A 19156-nucleotide genomic window follows, 5' to 3' on the forward strand; every position below is an offset into this window, starting at 1 on the left:
TCCATTACGGTGAGGCAGGAGGGCCTCCTCATCGTTCGGTGGCGATGTCGCACTCCACCCCGAACCCGCAAGGCCCTCACCCGTTCAGGACGCTTCAGCCGAGACCCGCATCCCCTGTCCGCGGCCTTCCGGGACAGGCCACCTGGTCCGTCACGAGTGGTACAGCACCCGCACGACCATCGTGTCGCCGGGCAGGCCGTCCAGGCAGGCGTTGAACATCCGCTCGTAGTCGAGGCCGCCGCCCTCCACCCACCGCCCGTCGAGGGTGAGCAGGGCGGGGGTGGACAGCACGGCGGCCACATGGCGGGCCACGTAGGTCTCCAGGTCCTCGTCGAAGTGGAGGACGGGGTCGGAGGTGAACCGTTCCTCCAGTTCGGGGTCGGCCTCGATGGCCTGGATCAGGGGCTGTTCACGGAAGGCGGCCACGGCCGCCTCCCTGGCGTGTTCGGGCTCCGGAACGCCGGCCCGCTCGGCGAAGTAGTGGAAGCGCAGCGCGGGCGGGTAGCGGTCGGCGAAGGCGTGGTACGCCGTCCAGGTGCCGGCCGCCCGGCGGGCCTCGGCGGCGCGGGGCGTGTCGAGGTCGAGGATGGAGCGCGGGCCGCCGTGACAGCGGGAGGGAGGCAGGTCCTCGGGGGGTTCGCTCCAGTCGTCGTACCGCACGAGGCGGGGGTCGTCCTCGTGGCCGGGCAGCACGTCGAAGAGACAGCCCGCCCCGGAGACGAACCAGTAGTCCCACTCCCCCACCCAGTCAGGGTGGGGGCGGTCCTCACGGTCGTACCAGAAGGGGGCCATGGCCTGCCCGACCGCCTGCTTCAGCCCGTCGGGGCCGACGGGCGGCAGACAGACGGTGATGCGCTGTTTGCCCATGGTGTCCCCTCCTGTGATGCGGTGCGCGTGGTGCGGTGCACGGCCCACCTCGGCAGGCCGCGCCGGTCAGCCGGTCCGCACGCGGCAGGGATCCGAAAGGGTCGCCGTCGCCGCTGGGAGTGCCCTGGGACTTTGCGGCTGAGCGGACACCCGCCGGACTTCTGTCAGGTACCGGCGCCCCAGAAGATACGCCGGCTCGGGCGGGAGCCGGCCCCGGTGTGCCACTTCAACGTCCGGCGCCTGGAGCCGTACGCGTGGATCTGCGGCGACGTGGGCGCCGGCTTCACCCGGATTCCTCGGCGCCCGTTCCACGTATCCGCGCGAGCACTGGCACTACCGCTCGGCAGCCCGTCGCGCCTGTTCACCGGGGTGTGGGACGTTCCGGGCGGCGCTGGCCACCGACATCGCGGACGAGGTCCAGGCCGAGGACGCGGTCGAGATGGGCGAAGGTCTCGAACTTGGCACCGGCCGGCACCTCGGCCCGTCCCGCCACATCGGCCAGCAGATCCAGGACGGCGGCGACGTCGAGGTCGTCGGCGAGCGCCGCGTGCGACTCCCGCAGCAGATCGGCGGGGATCGGCCTGGACGGCTCCTGTGCCCAGTCCGCCACCTGTCGGCGCCACCGCCACAGGGTCTGCCGGGCGTCGGCCAGCGCTTCTCCGGTGACCGTCACCGGCGCGTCGTAGGGGCGGCCGAGCAACAGCAGACGTACCGCCAGTGGATCGGCGGCCTCCGGCGCGGGTACGTCCGGGAGTTCCGGGGCGAGGAGGCGATCGGGGTCAAAAGCGCCCCGGAGACGATCGGGGTCGGATGCACCCTCGTCCGGGAGGACCGTGCCGACCTCCCCCACCTCCATCCGGACCCCGCCCGTGACGTCGTCGGTGTCGGCGCCCCGGGCGGTCACGTGCACGTCGGCGGGGCCGCCGAGTGCCGCGTCGGGACGGTGGGCCCCGACGACGACCGGCGGATGGATGCCGAGCACCGCCATCACGCGTTCGAGCGCCTGATTCTGATCATGCGTCAGCTCCGGTGTGGTGAGGACCGTGACGACCTGCAGACCGTTCAGCTCCGCGGTGCGCGCCAGTACGTCACCGATCAGCGGGACCCGCAGATGCACCGGACCGATCCCGGTATCGACGGCGGCCGGCAGATGGACGCGGCTGCGCAGCAGGCGGCGAGGTGCGGCGGGGATCTCCACGAGATGACCGGTGCGGGTGTCGGCGATACGCAACATGATGCGGAGGCTAGTCGCGGGCACCACCCACAGGGGCGATGACATCGCCGGTCTTGGACAGCACACTCGCAAGAAGGTCGACTTCGCTCATGGCCGCAGTCTGGACAGGGCCCGGGGACGCGGTCTTGAAGAATCCCGGCACCGCCGCCTCGTCGACGTGGTTCCGTCGGCCGGGAGATCCCTGACCAGGGTCGGTGATCACGCCGGGCGGCTGGGACAGGAAGGGTCTCAGCTCTCCTCGGTCAGCTGCTCGTCCAGTTCGTCGAAGAGCAGTTCGCCGTGGTCGATCTGCCCGGTCCGGTAGGCGGATCGCGCCACCAGGTGGGCGGCGACCGGTCCGGTCATCATCTGGAAGAAGCCGATCAGCGCGAGGGTGGCGAGATCCATGCCGCTGCGCAGCCGCAGGGCCACCCCGCCGAGGACGAGGAGCATGCCGAGAGTCTGCGGTTTGGTGGCGGCGTGGCTGCGGGACAGCACGTCCGGCAGCCGCAGCATCCCGATCACCCCGAGCAGACAGATGGCCGCGCCGACGAGGACCAGTACCGCACCGGCCGTGTCGAGGATCTGGAGCCAGGGCTTCACCGTGCTTCTCCCCCGGTGCCGTCGCGTCCGTCGTCTCTCCCGGTCGCCTCCGCGCCGTGCCTCGGCGCCGGCCGGTCGCGTACGGCGATGAAACGCGCGATGCCGACCGACCCCGTGAAGCCGAGGAAGGCCAGCACCAGCATGATCGGGAAGTAGAACGGGTCGCGGGCGAAGGCGGACTTGGCGCCGAGGCCCGCGATGATGAGGGCGGCGCAGACATCCAGTGAGATGGCCCGGTCCAGCATGGAGGGGCCCCACCAGATCCGGGCGAGGAGCCCCGCTCCGGCGACGACGATCACCACGACGGCCGCGGTGAGCAGCACCCGGTCGATGGTCTCCGGCACGCTCATGCCTGCTCTCCCCTCTCGTGCCTGAGCGGTGGTGGTGGTTCGGCGACGCGGGCGATCTCGTCGGGGGTGCCGAAGGCTCGGACGGTCAGCCGTTCGAGCCGCCAGACGGAGCGCCGCGCAGCGTCGAGTGCGACGGGTCTGTCCGCGTCGAGGACGTGCAGGAAGAGGGTGGCCGTGGCGCGGCGTACCTCGACGATCGATCCGCCGGGCACGTTCGACACGGCGACGGCGGTGGCCGCGAGCATCAGGTCGGAGCGGCAGCGCAGCGGTACGGCGATGACCGCGGCCCGGTGCGGATGGTCGACGAAGATCTGCCGGGTGACCCGTACGCCCGAGGTGTACATGTCGTAGAGCAGATAGCCGGCGAGCAGCAGGATGCCCCAGGGGTGCAGGCGGAGCCCGAGGTCGACCCGGGGCAGCGGGAAGGCCAGGCAGACGGCCACCGCGACGACCGCGCCGGTCAGTACGTTGGCCAGGTGGAAGCCGGACCAGAGCAGTACCCAGATGAACGTGAGCCAGGCGATCAGCGGGAGGTCCAGGACACGTCGTCGCCGACCGAACTCACAGCTGAAGGGCGGCAGGTCCTTGTTCCGGAAGGACAGCGTGATGCGGCGTTTCACCGGCCGAGCACCGCCTCGACATAGGGGGTACGTGCGATGAGTTCGGCGGCCGCGCGGTCGGTGTAGGAGGTCAGCGGTCCGCCGAGCACGGTGAAGGCGAGTCCGAGCAGGACGGTCGCCGCGGTGGCCGCGGTCATCAGCCGCGGGAGCTGCGTCGTGGTGGTGACGGCGTGTCCGTGCAGGGTGGCCGCCACCACGCGCCCGGCGGGCTGGTGGCGGGGGCGGACCCCTTCGTCGCCGCTTCCGGGGATGTGGTCGGGGCCCTCGTCGACGTCGTCGTCCTCGTCGGAGTCGGTCTCCAGGACGGTGCCGGCCGCGGTCTGTCCGGGCGGGGCGGCCCGCCAGAACGCCAGGTTCCAGACCTTGGCCGTCACGTACAGGGTGAGGAGGCTGGTCACGGCCGATCCGATGACGAGGATCCACGCCCAGACGCTGCCGTCGGCGACACCGGCCCGCATCAGCCCGAGCTTGCCGATGAAGCCGGACAGCGGCGGGATGCCGGCCAGGTTCATGGCGGGCACGAAGAAGAGGACGGCGAGCAGCGGGGCGGCCTTGGCCAGTCCGCCGATCCGGGTGAGTTCGGTGGTGCCGCCCCGGCGCTCGATCAGCCCGGCCACCAGGAAGAGCGTGGTCTGGACGGTGATGTGGTGGGCGACGTACACGATCGCGCCCCCGTACGCGTCCCGGGTGGCGAGGCCGATGCCGAAGACCATGTAGCCGATGTGGCTGATGAGGGTGAAGGAGAGCAGCCGCTTCAGGTCGGTCTGGGCGACGGCTCCGAGGATGCCGACGACCATCGAGGCGAGCGCGGCGGCCATCAGCAGGTCGCCGAGCCGGTTTCCGGGGAAGAGCAGGGTCTCCGTGCGCAGCATGCAGTAGACACCGACCTTGGTGAGCAGGCCGGCGAAGACCGCGGTGACGGGGGCGGGGGCGGTCGGATAGGAGTCGGGGAGCCAGGCGGCGAGCGGGAAGACGGCGGCCTTGATGGCGAAGACGGTGAGCAGCATCGCCTGGATCAGTGTCTGTACCCCGAGCGGGAGTGCGGGGAGCCGGCCGGCCAGCTGGGCGAAGTTGGCGGTGCCGGTCGCCGCGTACGTCATGGCGATGGCGGTGAGGAACAGCATGGACGAGAACAGCGAGATGATCACGTAGGTGGAGCCCGCGCGGACGCGGGGGCCGGTGCCGCCGAGGGTGAGCAGGACGAAGCTGGCGACCAGCATGATCTCGAAGCCGACATAGAGGTTGACGAGGTCACCGGCGAGGAAGGTGCAGGAGACCCCGGCGACCAGGATCAGGTACGCGGGGTGGAAGACCGCCACGGGTGTCTCCTCGTCCCGGTCCGCCATGCCCTGGCCGAGGGAGTAGATCAGCACGCAGAGCGTGACGGCCGAGGAGACGGACAGCATCAGCCCGGACAGCCGGTCGGCGACCAGTGTGATGCCGAGCGGCGGGGCGAAGTCGCCGAGGTGGACGGTGAGCGGGCCGTGGGTGTCGGCGACGACCATCAGCGTGAGGGAGAGGCCGAGCACGGCCGTGAGCACGGCGACGCTGACGAAGCGCTGGACCTGCTTGAGCCGGGTGCCGACGGCGAGGCTCAGGCCGGTGGCGCAGAGCGGCAGCAGGACCGGCAGGGGGACGAGTGCGTTCATCCGGTGGCTCCCGGGTCGGCGTCGGCATGGGTCTGCTTCTGTGCGTAGTCCTCGGGGTCCGCGCCCAGTACGTCGTGCCATAGGTCCCCGGTGGCGTCCCGGCCGCGGGCCTGGAGGGCGCGGTCGGCGCGCAGCCTGGCCCGCAGGCGGCGGCGCTCCTCGCGGTAGCGGGCACGGTCCTCCGCGGTGACGTCGGAGGCGGCCCGGTAGCGCTCACGCAGTTCGTCCCGCTCCCCCAGCACCTCGGAGCGCAGTGCGATGCGGCGGTCCTCGTCGTCGTCGTGGACCTCGTCGGTGCCGGTGATCTGGTCACTGCGGTAGGCCATGGCGAGGAGGAACGCCGTGGTGGCGAGGGTGATGACGATCGCGGTGAGCGCGATGGCCTGCGGCAGGGGGTCGGTGACCCGGCCCAGCGGGACGCCGTAGAGCAGCGGTTCCCGGCCGGCCGATCCGGTCGCAGCGAGGACGAGCAGATTGATGCCGTTGCTCGCGATCACCGCGCCGAGCAGGATGCGAGTGAGGGGACGGGTGAGCATGAGGATGCCGCCGACCGCGCACAGCACCGCGGCGGTTGCCAGGAGCGAGGCGCTGACCCTCATCCGGGAGAGCCCCCCGTCCCGGGTGGGGTGCGGGTGCTCGTCGCGGCGGCCTTCTCGAACGCCGCTCGCTCGATCTGCCGGTCGATCTTGGCGCCGAGCGCGCGCACGATGTCCAGCACCACGCCCAGGACCAGGAGATAGACCCCGAAGTCGAAGAGGACCGGGGTGCCCAGGTGGTAGTCGCCGATCAGCGGCAGCCGGCCGTGGTGGGTCCAGGCGTGCAGGACCGTTCCCCCGGCGAGGCCGAGCAGGGCGACGCCGGTGGAGATGAACAGTCCGAGTCCGGTGAAGAGTCCAGGCTGCAGGGGTGCGGCCTCGGCGAGTTCGAAACGACCGCCCGCGAGGTAGCGGGTGATCAGGGCCAGCCCGGCGACGAGCCCGCCGACGAAGCCGCCGCCCGGCATGTTCTCGGCGCAGAACAGCAGATACACCGAGAGCACCAGGACCGGGTGGAACAGCAGCCGGGCCACGACCTCGAAGACGATCGAGCGGTGCTCGGGCGCCAGCGTCGAGCCGGCCGCGAGCCAGCTGCGCTCCGGCGCCCCTTCGTCACCGCGCGGCAGTCCCGTCATCTCGGGCCCCGCCAACGACCACGCGGTACGTCCCCGCACCTCTTCGCGCAGCGACTCCCCCTCGGTACGGCGGTGCAGATAGATCAGGCTCGTCACGCCGATCGCCGCGGCGGCGAGCACGGCGGACTCGCCCATCGTGTCCCAGGCGCGCAGATCGACCAGGATGGTCGCCACCACGTCCTTGAGGCCGTGGTGGGCGACCTCCTCGACCATGGCCGCGCCGGCCGACGGTGCCGTACGGGCGGCCGCCGCGACCCACACCACCACGCCGAGCGTCGCCGCCGCGGCCAGCGCCACCGGGACACGTACGGCACGCCGCCAGGTGCTGACCGACTCCTGGAAGTGCACCGGCATGCGCCGCAGCACCAGCACGAACACGATCATCGACACGGTCTCGACGCAGAACTGGGTGAGCGCCAGGTCCGGTCCGCCCTGGACGACGAAGAGCAGCGCGGCCCCGTATCCGGTCAGGCCGGCCAGGACCACGGCCTTCATCCGGCGGCTGACGGTGAGGCAGAGGAGGGCGGCCGCGCAGGTCAGCAGGGCGACTGCGCCCTGGAGCGGGACGTCCCAGGCTCTCGGGACGACCGCACCGCGCCAGGGCTGGTCGATCCCCAGAACGGTGAGCTGGCCGACGAGCATGACGAGGAGGGTGGTGGCGAGGTAGACGGAGAGCGAGCCGCGCTGGACGAAGCCGGTGAGCTGGAGGGAGAGCCGCTCCAGGCCGAGCAGCAGGTGTCCGAAGACTCTGTCGGCCGTCGGCCACGCGATCCGCCGGGAGAGCCGGGTCACGGTGGCGCGCCCGGCGAAGAGCACCACACCGCCCGCCACGGCGACGGCCGACAGCAGCAGGGCGGTACCGAATCCGTGCCAGAGCGACAGGTGGTACGGATGCGCGGTCGGAGGGAACGTGTCGGCGTACGCGCCGAGCAGCCGGTCGGCCCATCCGACGCCCGGTCCGAGCACCAGCCCGCAGAGCGCGAGCAGGGCGGGCGGCGCGAGGAACGCCGCGCCGACCCGGTGCACGGGGGTGTCCTCGACCCCGGGTTTGCGGGCGAAGGCGCCCCAGACGAACCGTACGGTGTACGCGACGGTCAGCGCGGACCCGGCGACCGTGACGCCCAGTGCCCAGCGGTCCGCGGCGTCGCCGTTCAGCAGCGCCTCGAACGCGGCCTCCTTGGCGGCGAATCCGAGCAGCGGGGGCAGGGCGGCCATGGACGCCGCGGCGAGTACCGCGACCGTGCAGACGTACGGCAGTGCTCGGCCGACGCCGGAGAGTCTGCGCAGGTCCCGGGTGCCGGCCGCGTGGTCGACGATGCCGGTGACGAGGAACAACGGTGCCTTGAACAGGGCGTGAGAGAGGATCATGGCCGCGGCTGCCAGTGCCGTGTCCCGATTGCCGACCCCGGCGAGCAGGGTGAGGAAGCCGAGTTGGCTGACGGTGCCGTAGGCGAGGACCAGCTTGAGGTCGTTGAGGCGCAGCGCCCGCCAGCCGCCGAGCAACATGGTCGCGGCGCCGAGGACGATCACGACGGGCCGCCAGACCGGCACGTCGGCGAAACCCGGGGCGAGCCGGGCGACCAGATAGACACCGGCCTTGACCATCGCGGCAGCGTGCAGATAGGCGCTGACGGGGGTGGGCGCGGCCATGGCGTTCGGCAGCCAGAGGCTGAACGGCCAGATCGCCGACTTCGACAGGGCGCCGCACAGGATCAGCACCACCGCGACCGAGACGGCGAAGCTCGGCGCGGGCGGGTCGGCGAGGATGGCGGAGATCCGGTACGTGCCCGTCGACTGACCGATCATCAGGAAACCGATGAACATCGCCAGGCCACCGAGGGTGGTCACGGTGAGTGCCTGGAGCGCGGAGCGGCGGCTGTGCTTCCGCTCGCTGTCGTACCCGATCAGCAGGTACGAGAAGACCGTGGTCAGCTCCCAGAACACATAGAGCGAGATCAGGTCGTCGGCGAGGACCAGGGCCAGCATGGCGCCCGCGAACGCGAGGAGGTTCCCGGCGAAGCCGCCCAGTTGCGGGGTTCCGTCGGTGAAGTACGAGGCGCAGTAGAGCAGGACCAGCGTGCCGATTCCGGCCGCGAGCAGCACCATCAGCTCGGCGAGGGCGTCGAGCCGCAGATCGACGGTGACGTCGTACGCCGGCATCCACTGCCACACCCAGGTGACGGAGCCGCCGGACGCGGCGGTGTTCCACTGGGTGGCCGCCCACACGGTGGCGGCGGCGGGTGGCAGCGCGAGCACGACGAAGGCGCGTCTGCCCAGAGCCCGTACCAGCGGGCGCGCGCAGGCGGCCAGGACGAAATGGCAGACGATGAGCGCGGTCATACGGCCCCGGGGAGCGTCCCGCGCCTGCCCCGGGAGGGCGTCGGGGGCCTGGATGATGCATCACGGGCAAAGGGCACTAAATACAGATATATCCCAAGACGCTCTTCACCCGTACGGCGCGCCGCGCCCGGCCCGGCGCGGTGGGATCACTCGCGCCCGCCGCGGACCCCTGGACGGGTCTCCCGCGCTCGCGGCGGACACTGTGGCGCGTTCAGCGGCGCTCGCCCACGGACGGCGCCACGGGACGTTCACCCGTGCTCGCCGCAGACCCCACTGTGGTCGCAGTACGGCGCGTTCCCGGTGCGCCCGCGGCCGCACAGCATCACCCGGGTCTCCTGGCGCGGCCCCTGAGGGGTGACCACTTCGGGGTCGCCGCGCAGACGGAGTACACCGTCGGCGTGCAGCGAGACAGGCGTCGGCACCTCCGGCTCCTCGTCGGGGGCACCGTCGGTGCGGCGTTACTGCGGCGCGCCGCTCGGGCAGCGGTGGATGACGTCGGCGCCTCCGGGCCTCGGTGGTGGAGATGTGTGTGATCAGTGATGCACTTGTGAGCCCGCTTACTTTTCATTTTTGCAGTGTGCCTAATATCTATGTGTCGAAGTTCTCAACGGATTTGACCAGTCGTGAGGCTGGCATCATCGTCAAGGAGCACGCCCTGCGCACGCGCGCCTCACGGCGGACCAAATCGACCACCATGTCGCTGCGGACGGCCCTGCTCGTACTGGCCGTCGTTCCCGGCGTCGCTCTGGCCGCGCTCTGGGCCGTCACGAGTGGTCAGACGCTGCTGGATTTCCAACGCCAGGCCGCCCAGGGGCAGTTGGCCCAGAAGGCGGGCCAGCCGTCCAACATCGTGTACTACAACCTGCAGGCGGAGCGGCAGCTCAGCGCCGAGGCACTCGCCCGGCACAAGGGCGCCACCGACGCGCTGCAGCGGCAGCGCAGGCTGACCGACGACGCGATCAGGAGTTTCCAGTCGCTCTCCGACGTGGCGACCGACGACGCCCCCGGCGAGGTCCGCGACGCGGTCCGCAAGGCGCGCGAGGCGATCAACCAGCTGCCCGCCCAGCGCGCCCTCGTCGACGACGGCGGCAATGACCGGCAGAAGGCCGTGTACGGCTACTACACCGACCTGATCGCGGTCGACCTCGAACTCTTCACGGCACTCAGCCATGTCGACAACGGCAGGATCACCACGCTCTCGCAGCCGCTCGTCGACCTGTTCTGGACCAAGGAGATGATCTCCCGCGCCGACGCGTTGCTGACCCGTGGCTGGTCCAAGGGGAAGCTGAGCACCGAGGACCTGCGGCAGGTCCGGGAGGCGGTTTCCGGCCAGTCGCTCCAGTACTCCACCAAGGTCGTTCCCTATCTGCCGTCGGACGAGAAGGCCATGTGGGAGGAGATCACCCACAGCCCGGCCTGGAAGACCAAGACGCGGGTGGAGAACGAGGTACTGCGTCCGGCCGATGCCGACGCCGCCGGCTTCGTCCGTGTCGGCGCCGAGGAGAACACCTGGCGCGGCGCGATGGACGAACTCGATCCGCAGATCGAGAAGCTGCTGGAGCACCGCACCGCCCTCGTGGTCGAGGAGGGCAAGGGCAGCGTGATGTCGCTGCTGTTCAAGATGGTGCTGACCACGGTGGTCGGCCTGGTCGCCGTGATCGCGGTCATCTGGACGACCTGGCGCCTGACCCGCAATCTCCGCCGCCGGATCGGCAGCCTGCAGGAGCGCGCCGAGGAGCTGGAGAAGGCCCTGCCCGATGTCGTCGAACGGCTGGGCCAGGGGGAGCGCATCGATGTCGAGGCCGAGGCCCGCGCCATCGAGCACGACAACGGGGACGGCGGGTCCGACGAGCTGAGCCGGCTCGGCAACGCGCTCAATCTGGCACGCACCAGTGCCCTGGCGGCGGCCGTCAGACAGGCCGACCAGCACCGGGGCTTCGAGCGGCTGCTCCAGCGCATCGCCCGCCGCACCCAGCAGTTGATCGGCCAGCAGCTGAAGAAGCTGGACGAGCTGGAGCGCAAGCACGAGGACCCCGAGGTGCTGGACGGCCTCTTCGACCTCGACCACCTCACCGCCCGACTGCGGCGGTACGAGGAGAACCTGGTGATCCTCGCGGGCGGTTCCCCGCACCGGCGCTGGCGCAAGCCGGTCCCACTGCTGGACGTGATGCGTTCCGCCCAGGGCGAGGTGCAGGACTACCGGCGTGTGGTGCTCGATCTCGACGGCAGCCCCTGGCTGTCGGAGCGGGCCGTCGGCCCGGTCTCCCATGTGCTCGCCGAACTCATCGAGAACGCGCTCAGCTTCTCCCGCCCGCCGAGCCCGGTCGAGGTCAGGGCGGCCGGGGTGAGCCGTGGTCTGGCCATCGAGGTCGAGGACCGGGGCCTGGGAATGGAGGAGGACCAGCTGGCCGCGGCCAACGAGCTGATGCTCCGGCCGCCCCGCATGGACGTGCTCGCCCACTCCGACGACATCCGGCTCGGCCTGTACGTCATCGCACGGCTCGCGAACCAGCACGACCTGCGGGTGGAGTTCCGTTCCTCGGCGTACGGCGGCACCCGGGTGGTCGTGCTCGTCCCCGACGAACTCACCGTTCCCGAACCGCACTCGGGTCCGGTCGGCGTACCGTCCCCGGCACCCGCCGTCCCCGCGGCCGCGCCCGCCGCCCCGACACCCGCCGGTGAGCCGCTGCCCACCCGCGTCCAGGGGCAGGCACTGGCCGGGGTCACCGCGCTCAACACGGCGGGCGTTCCCCACGCCACCACCGAACAGCCGTACACCGTGGCCCAGCAGCCGTACCCGCCGGCGAAGAACGCGTTCACCGGCGGCCGGGAACAGCCCGGCCCGGCACCGGAGAACACCGTCCCGGCGCAGGACGAGCCGCACGGGACGCCCACGAGCCCGTACGGCGCACCGGCCGCGCCGTACGGCACACACGAGGCCCCCTACGGCACGACGGAGCAGCCGTACATGACGGCCGCCGGCCAGTACCCCGTGGACCGGCCGGCGTACACGGCGCCCGAGGAGCCGTACACCGCTCCGCCGCAGGAGCCGTACGCCGCTGCGTACCCCTCCTTCGGGGCCGAGGCGGGCGGTCCCGGTCTCCCGATCCCGGGGCCGCGGCGGTCCGACAGCGCGCGCCCCGCGATGCTGCCGGTCTCCGTGCCCGACCACCCGGCGCCGCCGGAGCCGGAAGCCATCCGCCAGGAGAACGGGTCCGGGCTGCCCGCCCTGCCCGCGCCCGGAGCGGAACCCCCGCTGCCACGCCGGGTACGGCAGGCCAGCCTGGTGGACGAACTGCGGGTCGCCCCGCCCGCCAGGACCGCCGCGCCCGGTCCGCGGAGCCCGGACGAGAACGCGCAGCTGCGACCGGCCCCGCGCCGGGCCGGAGCCGCGATCGGAGCGTTCCAGCGCCGGTCCCGCGCCGCCCGGGCGACCGACGAGACACCCACGCGGCCGGCACCGTCCGCCACCCCCCTCCCCACGAGAGAAGAACGGTCATGACACGCACAACCGCCACCCACCAGGATCTCGACTGGCTGCTCGACGGCCTGGTCGACTCGGTGGCCGAGACCCTGAACGCCGTGCTGCTCTCCGACGACGGTCTGGTGGTGAGCCACTCGCGCACCATCGACCGTGCCGACGCCGAGCGGCTGGCCGCCATCTGCACCGGTCAGCAGAGCCTCGCCCGTGGTGTCGGGCAGCTCTTCAACGGCGGCGGCGTGCACCAGGTGATCGTCGAGCTGGCGGACCTCTGGCTGTTCATCATCTCGGCCGGCCGGGGCACCCACCTGGCCGTGATCGCCTCCCAGGAGGTGGACGCCGAGATCATGTCGCTCGCCATGCACAACCTCGTGCAGCAGGTCGGCCAGAAGCTCGGCACGCCGGCCCGCGACGACTTCGACGCCTTCGGTACCGGGGACGGGCAGCGCGCGTGACCCCGTACTGGGAGGAGGAGGCCGAGGAGGACGGGGCGGGCACGATGGTGCGCCCGTACACCATCACCCGAGGCCGGACCGCTCCCGAGCGGGACGACTTCAGCCTCATCACCGTGCTGACGACCGCACAGGATCCGCGGGACGAGCACGGCGCGCCGATCCGGCCGGGGCGGCTCCAGCCGGAGCACCGGCTGATCCTGGAGCGCTGCCGCCGCCCGTCCGCGGTCGCCGAGGTCGCCTCCGACCTCGGGCTCCCGGTGTCGGTGACCAAGATCCTGCTGGCCGACCTCGTCGCCCAGGGCCTGCTGCTGGCCCGTGCCCCGCTCTCGGTGGCGCGGGCGGCCGGCGGGGCCGACATGGGCGTGCTGGCCGCCGTTCGTGACGGACTCCGGAGACTCTGAATCAAGATGACAAGCAGTCAGGCGGCTCCCGCCGCCGTCAAGATCCTCATCGCCGGAGGTTTCGGCGTCGGCAAGACCACCCTGGTGGGCGCGGTCAGCGAGGTCACCCCGCTGCGCACCGAGGAGTATCTGACCCAGGCCAGCATCGGTGTCGACGACCTGGCCGGTGTCGACCGGAAGGACACGACCACCGTGGCCCTGGACTTCGGCCGGATCACGGTCAGTCCCGAGCTGGTGGTCTACCTCTTCGGCACCCCCGGCCAGGAACGCTTCTGGTTCATGTGGAACGACCTCGTCAACGGGGCGCTCGGCGGCGTCGTGATCGCCGACACCCGCAGGCTGGAGACGAGCTTCGCCTCGATCGACTTCTACGAGAGCCGGGACATCCCGTTCGTGGTCGCGATCAACTGCTTCCACGGCCACAACACCCGTACACCGGAAGAGATCAGGGCCGCTCTCGACCTCGATCCCCATGTGCCGCTGCTGATCGGCGACGTCCGCGAGCGGCCGTTCGGCCGGGACGTGCTGCTGGCCCTGGTGGACCACCTGATGAGCCTGCCCGTAGCGGCCGGCTGACCCCTCGTACCCCCTTACTTTTCTCGCTCTGGAGAGATCTGAGATGGCATCACCTCTGCGCGTCCTGATTCACGGCGGCGGCATCGGCGGGCTCACGCTCGCCACGGCGCTGGCCCGGCGCGGCCACACCGTCGAGGTCGCCGAGCTCCGCGACGAGCTGGAGGCGCTCGGCGTCGGCATCATCCAGCCCTCCAACGCCCTCCACGTCATGCGGGAGATCGGGGTCCTCGACGACTGCCTCAAGGCGGGCTTCGAGTGGGAGATCCTGACCATCGCCGACCCGGCCGGCACCACGCTCGCCGAGATACCGCAGCCCCGCATGGGCGACGCCCCGTCCAACAACGGCATCCCGCGCCCCGCCCTGGCCCAGTTGCTGAACGACGCCGCCGTCGCCGCCGGGGCCGTGATCCGCTTCGGGACCACCATCACCGAGCTGGCCGACGACGGCTCCGGTGCGGACGTCACCCTCTCCGACGGCTCCACCGGCCGCTGGGACCTGGTGGTCGGCTTCGACGGCATCGGTTCGCCGCTGCGCACCCGGCTGTACGGGGACCGTTACACCCCCGAGTACACCGGCTTCGCCAACTGGCGGGTGACGGTGCCCCGGCAGTCCCGGGTGCGGGGAGTCGTGATGGGCACGGCGGGCAAGGAGGCCAAGGCGCTGCTCACCCCGATCACCGAGGAACTGATGTACCTGGGCGCGGTGTTCGCGGAGCAGGAGGACTTCCGGCCGGACCCGGAGCGGGCCCATGAGCAGCTCACAGAGCGGCTGGGGATGTTCTCCGGGCCGGTCGCCGAGGCACTCGCCGCCGTCACCGACCCGGCCGCGGTGGTCTACTCGCGGATCTCCCAGGTGACGGTCGAGGAGCCGTGGCACGTGGGCCGGGTCGTGCTGGCCGGTGACGCGGCGCACGCCTCCACCCCGCACATCGCGCAGGGGGCGGCGATGGCCGTCGAGGACGCGCTGGTGCTCGCCGAGTCGCTGGACGCCGAGGCGGACGTGGCCGCGGCCCTCGAAGCATGGGAGGCCCGCCGCCGCCCCCGGGCCATGTGGGTGCAGGCCATGTCGCGTGCGGTGCTCAAGCAGGAGACGGGCATCGAGACCACGCCCGAGGAGGACGAACTGCTGAAGGTCGGCATTCCGGGCGCGGCGCATGTCCTGGTGAAGCCCTACTGATCCGCGCGAGGCCGGGCCGGGCACGGTGTGCCCGGCCCGTCCGGCGCGTTCACGGCAGTACCGCCACCCCGTCGATCTCGACCAGGGCCTGCTCGTCCCAGAGCCTCGCCACCCCGATGACCGCCATCGCCGGATAGTCGCGGCCCGCCAGCCGCCGCCAGATCCGGCCCAGTTCGCCGGCCCGGGTCCGGTAGTCGGCCACATCGGTGGCGTACACGGTGACCCGGACCAGGTCCGCCGGGACGCCGCCCGCCGCGCGCAAAGCGGTGATCAGATTGGTGAGCGCCGTCGCGAACTGCTCGGGCAGTCCTTCGCCGACGACCTTGCCGTCCGGGTCGAGGGCGGTCTGTCCGGCCAGGAAGACCAGTTGGCCGCCGGTGGCCGTGACGGCGTGGGAGAAGCCCGTGGGCGGTGAGAGTTCGGCGGGGTTGATCCGGTGGACCGGACTCATGCGGACGCCTCCCGGTTCGCGTACAGCTCCTTGGCGATGATCGTGCGCTGGACCTCGCTGGCGCCCTCGTAGATCCGTGGGGCGCGGACTTCCCGGTAGAGGTGCTCCAGGAGGTGGCCGCGGCGCAGGGCACGGGCGCCGTGCAGTTGGACGGCGGTGTCGACGACGTACTGGGCGGTCTCGGTGGCGTACAGCTTCGCCATGGCCGCGCGGCGCGGTACGCCGGACTCGCCCGCGTCGTAGGCCGCGGCGGCCGCGTACACCAGCAGCCGGGCGGCCTCGGTGCGGGTGGCCATCTCGGCGACCTGGTGGGAGACGGCCTGAAGGTCCTTCAGCGGGCCGCCGAACGCGTGGCGTCCGGCGGTGTGTGCCACGGTGGCGTCGAGGGCGGCGCGGGCCATGCCGACGGCGAAGGCGCCGACGCTGGGGCGGAAGAGGTTGAGGGTGTCCATGGCGACCCGGAAGCCCCGGTCCGGTTCGCCGAGCACATCGTCGGGCGTGACCGGAACGCCGTCGAACTCCAGGGTCCCGATGGGGTGCGGCGAGAGCATGTCGAGGGCGGTGCCGGTCAGCCCGGGGCGGTCGGCGGGGACCAGGAACGCGGTGACGCCGCGGGAGCCGGCGCCCTGGGTCGTACGGGCGAAGACGGTGTAGAAGTCGGCCTCCGGCGCGTTGGAGATCCAGCACTTGTCGCCGGTCAGCCGCCAGCCGTCGGGGGCGGTTTCGGCGTTCAGGGCGAGGGCCGCCGCGTCGGAGCCGGCGCCCGGTTCGCTGAGCGCGAAGGCGGCGACGGCGCGGCCGGCCCGCACCTCGGGGAGCCAGCGTTCGCGGTGGGCCGGGGTGCCCGCGCGGACCACGGGATGGGTGCCGAGGCCCTGGAGGGCGAGCGCGGTCTCGGCCTCCGTGCAGCCGCGGGCCAGGGACTCGCGGAGCAGACAGAGGTCGAGGGCGCCGGAGTTCAGCATCCGGTCGAGGAGGCCCGACTCGCCGAGGGCGGCGATCAGGGGGCGGTTGACATGGCCCGGGTCGCCTTTGTCGGCGAGGGGGCGCAGTTGCCGCTCGGCAAGGTCTCTCAACTCCTCACACCAGGCCGTCTGTGCCGGATCGAGCGAGAATGCCGTCATACCGGCGCCTCTCTTGTCGGTGTTCGAGGCACCCGCGCGGCGCGCCTCGCCCTCTCGTCCTATCGCGGACCGTTGACTACCGTCACCCAAACGATACGCTCCAGAGGCGACAAGGGGGCGATCCGTCATGGACCCGAAGACCTCAGCGCACCTCGACACCTTCGCCAGGGAGCATCTGCCACCCCCGGAGCAGTGGCCGGAACTGCTCTTCGACCTTCCCGAACTGCGCTACCCGGACCGCCTGAACTGCGCGGCGGAACTGCTGGACCGTACGGTCGACCGCCTCGGCCCCGACCGCCCCGCCTTCCGCACCCTCGGCGGCGGAGTCTGGAGCTACGGGGAGCTGCGGGACCGGGTGGACCGGATCGCCCATGTCCTCACCGACGACCTGGGCGTCGTCCCGGGCAACCGCGTCCTGCTGCGCGGCCCCACCACACCCCGGCTGGCCGCCTGCTGGCTCGCGGTGCTGAAGGCGGGCGCCATCGCCGTCACGGTGCTGGACCGGCAGCGGTCCGCCGAGCTCGCCACCATCTGCTCGATCGCCCGGGTGAGCCACGCGCTGTGCGACGTCCGGTCGGTGGACGACCTGGTGAAGGCGGAGGTGCCGGGGCTGCGGATCACAGCGTACGGAGGTGACGCGCCGGAGGATCTGCTGCGTCTGGCGCAGGCCAGGCCGGGGCCGTACCGCGCCGTGGACACGGCGGCGGACGATGTCGCGCTGATCGCGTTCACCTCGGGCACCACCGGGCGCCCCAAGGGCTGCATGCACTTCCACCGGGATGTGCTCGCCATCGCCGACACGTTCTCGCGCCATGTGCTGCGCCCCACGCCCGACGACGTGTTCGCGGGCAGTCCACCGCTCGGCTTCACCTTCGGGCTCGGCGGTCTGGTGGTCTTCCCGCTGCGTGCCGGCGCCAGCGCCCTGCTGCTCGAACAGTCCGGCCCGACGCAGCTGCTGCCCGCGCTCGCCGCCCACCGTGTCTCGGTGCTGTTCACCGCGCCGACCGCCTACCGCGTGATGCTCGACGACATCGACGCGCACGATCTGACGGCGCTGCGGCGCTGTGTCTCGGCCGGCGAGAACCTCCCGGTCGCCACCTGGCGGTCCTGGTACGAGCGGACGGGGCTGCGCATCATCAACGGCATCGGCGCCACCGAACTGCTGCACATCTTCATCTCCGCCGCCGACGACGCGATCCGCCCCGGCACCACCGGGATCCCCGTGCCCGGCTGGCAGGCCCGGGTGCTGGACCACGAGGGCAGGCAGGTGCCGGACGGAGAACCCGGACTCCTCGCCGTACGCGGACCGGTCGGCTGCCGCTATCTCGCCGACGAGCGCCAGCGTGACTACGTGGCGCACGGCTGGAATCTCACCGGCGACACCTATGTGCGGGACGCGGACGGCTATTTCCGTTATGTCGCCCGCGCCGACGACATGATCATCTCCTCCGGCTACAACATCGCGGGCCCCGAGGTCGAGGACGCCCTGCTGCACCACCCCTCGGTGGCCGAGGCCGCGGTGGTGGGCCGGGCGGACGAGCTGCGCGGGCAGATCGTGGCGGCGTACGTGGTGCTGCGCGAGGGCGCGGTGCTGTCGGCCGACGAGCTGCGCACGTACATGAAGACCCAGCTGGCCCCCCACAAGTGCCCGCGCGTCATCGAGTTCCTGCCCTCGCTCCCCCGGACCGCCACCGGCAAACTGCAGCGCTTCCGGCTGCGGGACGGCTGACCGGAAAAGCGGGTGCCGTGCTCCCCGCGCACCCGACAGGATGAAGTATGACCTGGACCTTCACCGAGGACGTCGATGTCTTTCTCGACGCGGCCGGCGCCTCGCTGGCCGCCCGGCCCGTCGAGAACAACCTGGTACTGACCGTCACCGCGACCCTGCGTCGCAACGGCCCGCACGCCTATGGTGACCGCGCGCCGCTGCTGGGCTGGTGGCGCGGTGCGGACGGCGAGGTCGCGGGGACGCTGGTGCGGACCCCGCCGTATCCACCGCTGCTGGGAACCGTCGCCCCGGAGGCGGTCGCCCCGCTGGCCGCCGCGCTCCCCCTGCCCGGGATCAACGCGGACCGGGCCACCGCCGAGGCACTGGCCGCCACCTGGCCCGGCCACCGGATCGACCAGGAACAGCGTCTCTACCGGCTGGGGACACTGATCCCGCCGACCCCGGCGCCGCCGGGCCGGCCCAGGGCCGCCACCGCCGCCGACCGGGAGCTGCTGGTGCGCTGGCACCGGGTGTTCGCCGATGAGGTCGGCCAGCCCGCCACCCATGCCGAACGGCTGGTGGACGAGCGGACGGCGTCCGGCGGGCTGACGCTCTGGGAGGCGGACGGCGTCCCGGTGTCGATGGCGGGCGTCTCTCCGCGCATCGCGGGCACGGTGCGGATCGCGACGGTCTACACACCGGCCGGGCACCGCGGCCATGGGTACGCGGCCGCGGTGACGGCGGAGGCCGGCCGGGCGGCGCGGGCGGCGGGCGCGCGGGAGGTGCTGCTCTTCACCGACCTCGCCAATCCGACGAGCAACGGCGTGTACCGGCGCATCGGTTTCCGCGCGGTCTCGGACCGGCTGCTGATCAGTGCGGAGCGGGAGCGGTGAGCGGGCCGCCGGACCCCACGGGCCCGCCCCGGCCCGTGCGGGGGCCCGCACCCCGACCCCTGACTCTGCCATGAGTG

18 protein-coding genes are annotated in these 19156 nt (G+C 72.0%); 7 read left to right on the forward strand and 11 right to left on the reverse strand.

The window, feature by feature from the left end; translation table 11 throughout:
• Positions 1 to 150: 150 nt before the first annotated feature.
• The 9 genes from ACZ68L_RS11985 to ACZ68L_RS12025 all read right to left on the reverse strand — a co-directional run bounded on the left by ACZ68L_RS11985 (position 151) and on the right by ACZ68L_RS12025 (position 9235).
• Positions 151 to 867 (reverse strand): hypothetical protein, encoded by a 717-nt coding sequence (locus tag ACZ68L_RS11985; protein ID WP_469576333.1) that lies wholly within the window; start codon positions 865 to 867, stop codon positions 151 to 153.
• A gap of 361 nt (positions 868 to 1228) precedes the next feature.
• Complete coding sequence (locus ACZ68L_RS11990) at positions 1229 to 2101, reverse strand: hypothetical protein (protein WP_469576335.1); 873 nt, start codon at positions 2099 to 2101, stop codon at positions 1229 to 1231.
• A 228-nt stretch (positions 2102 to 2329) separates the two neighbouring features.
• Positions 2330 to 2683 carry a monovalent cation/H(+) antiporter subunit G gene (gene mnhG / locus ACZ68L_RS11995; protein WP_361457737.1) on the reverse strand — a complete coding sequence of 118 codons (354 nt, stop codon included), beginning with the start codon at positions 2681 to 2683 and terminating at the stop codon, positions 2330 to 2332.
• On the reverse strand, positions 2680 to 3033 hold the full coding sequence (locus tag ACZ68L_RS12000) for an MrpF/PhaF family protein (RefSeq protein WP_469576338.1): 354 nt from the start codon (positions 3031 to 3033) through the stop codon (positions 2680 to 2682). Before ACZ68L_RS12000 ends, mnhG begins: the two co-directional genes overlap by 4 nt.
• A complete protein-coding gene (locus ACZ68L_RS12005) occupies positions 3030 to 3653 on the reverse strand; it encodes a Na+/H+ antiporter subunit E (protein WP_469576341.1) in 624 nt (207 codons plus the stop codon). Before ACZ68L_RS12005 ends, ACZ68L_RS12000 begins: the two co-directional genes overlap by 4 nt.
• Entirely contained in the window at positions 3650 to 5302 is a 1653-nt protein-coding gene (locus ACZ68L_RS12010) for a Na+/H+ antiporter subunit D (protein ID WP_469576343.1), read from the reverse strand. The genes ACZ68L_RS12005 and ACZ68L_RS12010 overlap by 4 nt, the downstream gene beginning before the upstream one ends.
• Positions 5299 to 5901 (reverse strand): Na(+)/H(+) antiporter subunit C, encoded by a 603-nt coding sequence (locus ACZ68L_RS12015; protein WP_469576345.1) that lies wholly within the window; start codon positions 5899 to 5901, stop codon positions 5299 to 5301. The genes ACZ68L_RS12010 and ACZ68L_RS12015 overlap by 4 nt, the downstream gene beginning before the upstream one ends.
• Complete coding sequence (locus ACZ68L_RS12020; RefSeq protein WP_469576347.1) at positions 5898 to 8813, reverse strand: Na+/H+ antiporter subunit A; 2916 nt, start codon at positions 8811 to 8813, stop codon at positions 5898 to 5900. The genes ACZ68L_RS12015 and ACZ68L_RS12020 overlap by 4 nt, the downstream gene beginning before the upstream one ends.
• A gap of 248 nt (positions 8814 to 9061) precedes the next feature.
• On the reverse strand, positions 9062 to 9235 hold the full coding sequence (locus ACZ68L_RS12025) for a hypothetical protein (protein ID WP_469576349.1): 174 nt from the start codon (positions 9233 to 9235) through the stop codon (positions 9062 to 9064).
• A 191-nt stretch (positions 9236 to 9426) separates the two neighbouring features.
• Between ACZ68L_RS12025 and ACZ68L_RS12030 the strand changes: the two genes are divergently transcribed.
• The 5 genes from ACZ68L_RS12030 to ACZ68L_RS12050 are packed head-to-tail and all read left to right on the forward strand — an operon-like array spanning position 9427 to position 14903.
• The gene (locus ACZ68L_RS12030; RefSeq protein WP_469576351.1) at positions 9427 to 12315 is read left to right on the forward strand and encodes a sensor histidine kinase; all 2889 of its coding nucleotides are present in this window, start codon (positions 9427 to 9429) and stop codon (positions 12313 to 12315) included.
• Positions 12312 to 12749 carry a roadblock/LC7 domain-containing protein gene (locus ACZ68L_RS12035; protein WP_469576353.1) on the forward strand — a complete coding sequence of 146 codons (438 nt, stop codon included), beginning with the start codon at positions 12312 to 12314 and terminating at the stop codon, positions 12747 to 12749. The genes ACZ68L_RS12030 and ACZ68L_RS12035 overlap by 4 nt, the downstream gene beginning before the upstream one ends.
• The gene (locus tag ACZ68L_RS12040) at positions 12746 to 13150 is read left to right on the forward strand and encodes a DUF742 domain-containing protein (RefSeq protein WP_469576356.1); all 405 of its coding nucleotides are present in this window, start codon (positions 12746 to 12748) and stop codon (positions 13148 to 13150) included. Before ACZ68L_RS12035 ends, ACZ68L_RS12040 begins: the two co-directional genes overlap by 4 nt.
• 6 nt (positions 13151 to 13156) lie before the next feature.
• Positions 13157 to 13726 carry a GTP-binding protein gene (locus ACZ68L_RS12045; protein ID WP_469576358.1) on the forward strand — a complete coding sequence of 190 codons (570 nt, stop codon included), beginning with the start codon at positions 13157 to 13159 and terminating at the stop codon, positions 13724 to 13726.
• 43 nt (positions 13727 to 13769) lie between these two features.
• Positions 13770 to 14903: an FAD-dependent monooxygenase gene (locus ACZ68L_RS12050; protein ID WP_469576360.1), complete on the forward strand. Its 1134-nt coding sequence runs from the start codon at positions 13770 to 13772 to the stop codon at positions 14901 to 14903.
• A gap of 49 nt (positions 14904 to 14952) precedes the next feature.
• Here ACZ68L_RS12050 and ACZ68L_RS12055 read toward each other — a convergent pair whose 3' ends face one another.
• Together ACZ68L_RS12055 and ACZ68L_RS12060 are read right to left on the reverse strand one after the other, a co-directional pair.
• The gene (locus tag ACZ68L_RS12055; protein WP_469576362.1) at positions 14953 to 15354 is read right to left on the reverse strand and encodes a RidA family protein; all 402 of its coding nucleotides are present in this window, start codon (positions 15352 to 15354) and stop codon (positions 14953 to 14955) included.
• Entirely contained in the window at positions 15351 to 16478 is a 1128-nt protein-coding gene (locus ACZ68L_RS12060) for an acyl-CoA dehydrogenase family protein (RefSeq protein ID WP_469576363.1), read from the reverse strand. Before ACZ68L_RS12060 ends, ACZ68L_RS12055 begins: the two co-directional genes overlap by 4 nt.
• A 127-nt stretch (positions 16479 to 16605) precedes the next feature.
• Here ACZ68L_RS12060 and ACZ68L_RS12065 point away from each other — a divergent pair, with 127 nt between their 5' ends.
• A complete protein-coding gene (locus ACZ68L_RS12065) occupies positions 16606 to 18207 on the forward strand; it encodes an AMP-binding protein (protein ID WP_469576365.1) in 1602 nt (533 codons plus the stop codon).
• A gap of 47 nt (positions 18208 to 18254) precedes the next feature.
• Positions 18255 to 19079 (forward strand): GNAT family N-acetyltransferase, encoded by an 825-nt coding sequence (locus tag ACZ68L_RS12070; protein WP_469576366.1) that lies wholly within the window; start codon positions 18255 to 18257, stop codon positions 19077 to 19079.
• The last annotated feature ends 77 nt before the right edge of the window (positions 19080 to 19156 follow it).

The organism is Streptomyces sp. NPDC104309 (assembly GCF_055584025.1).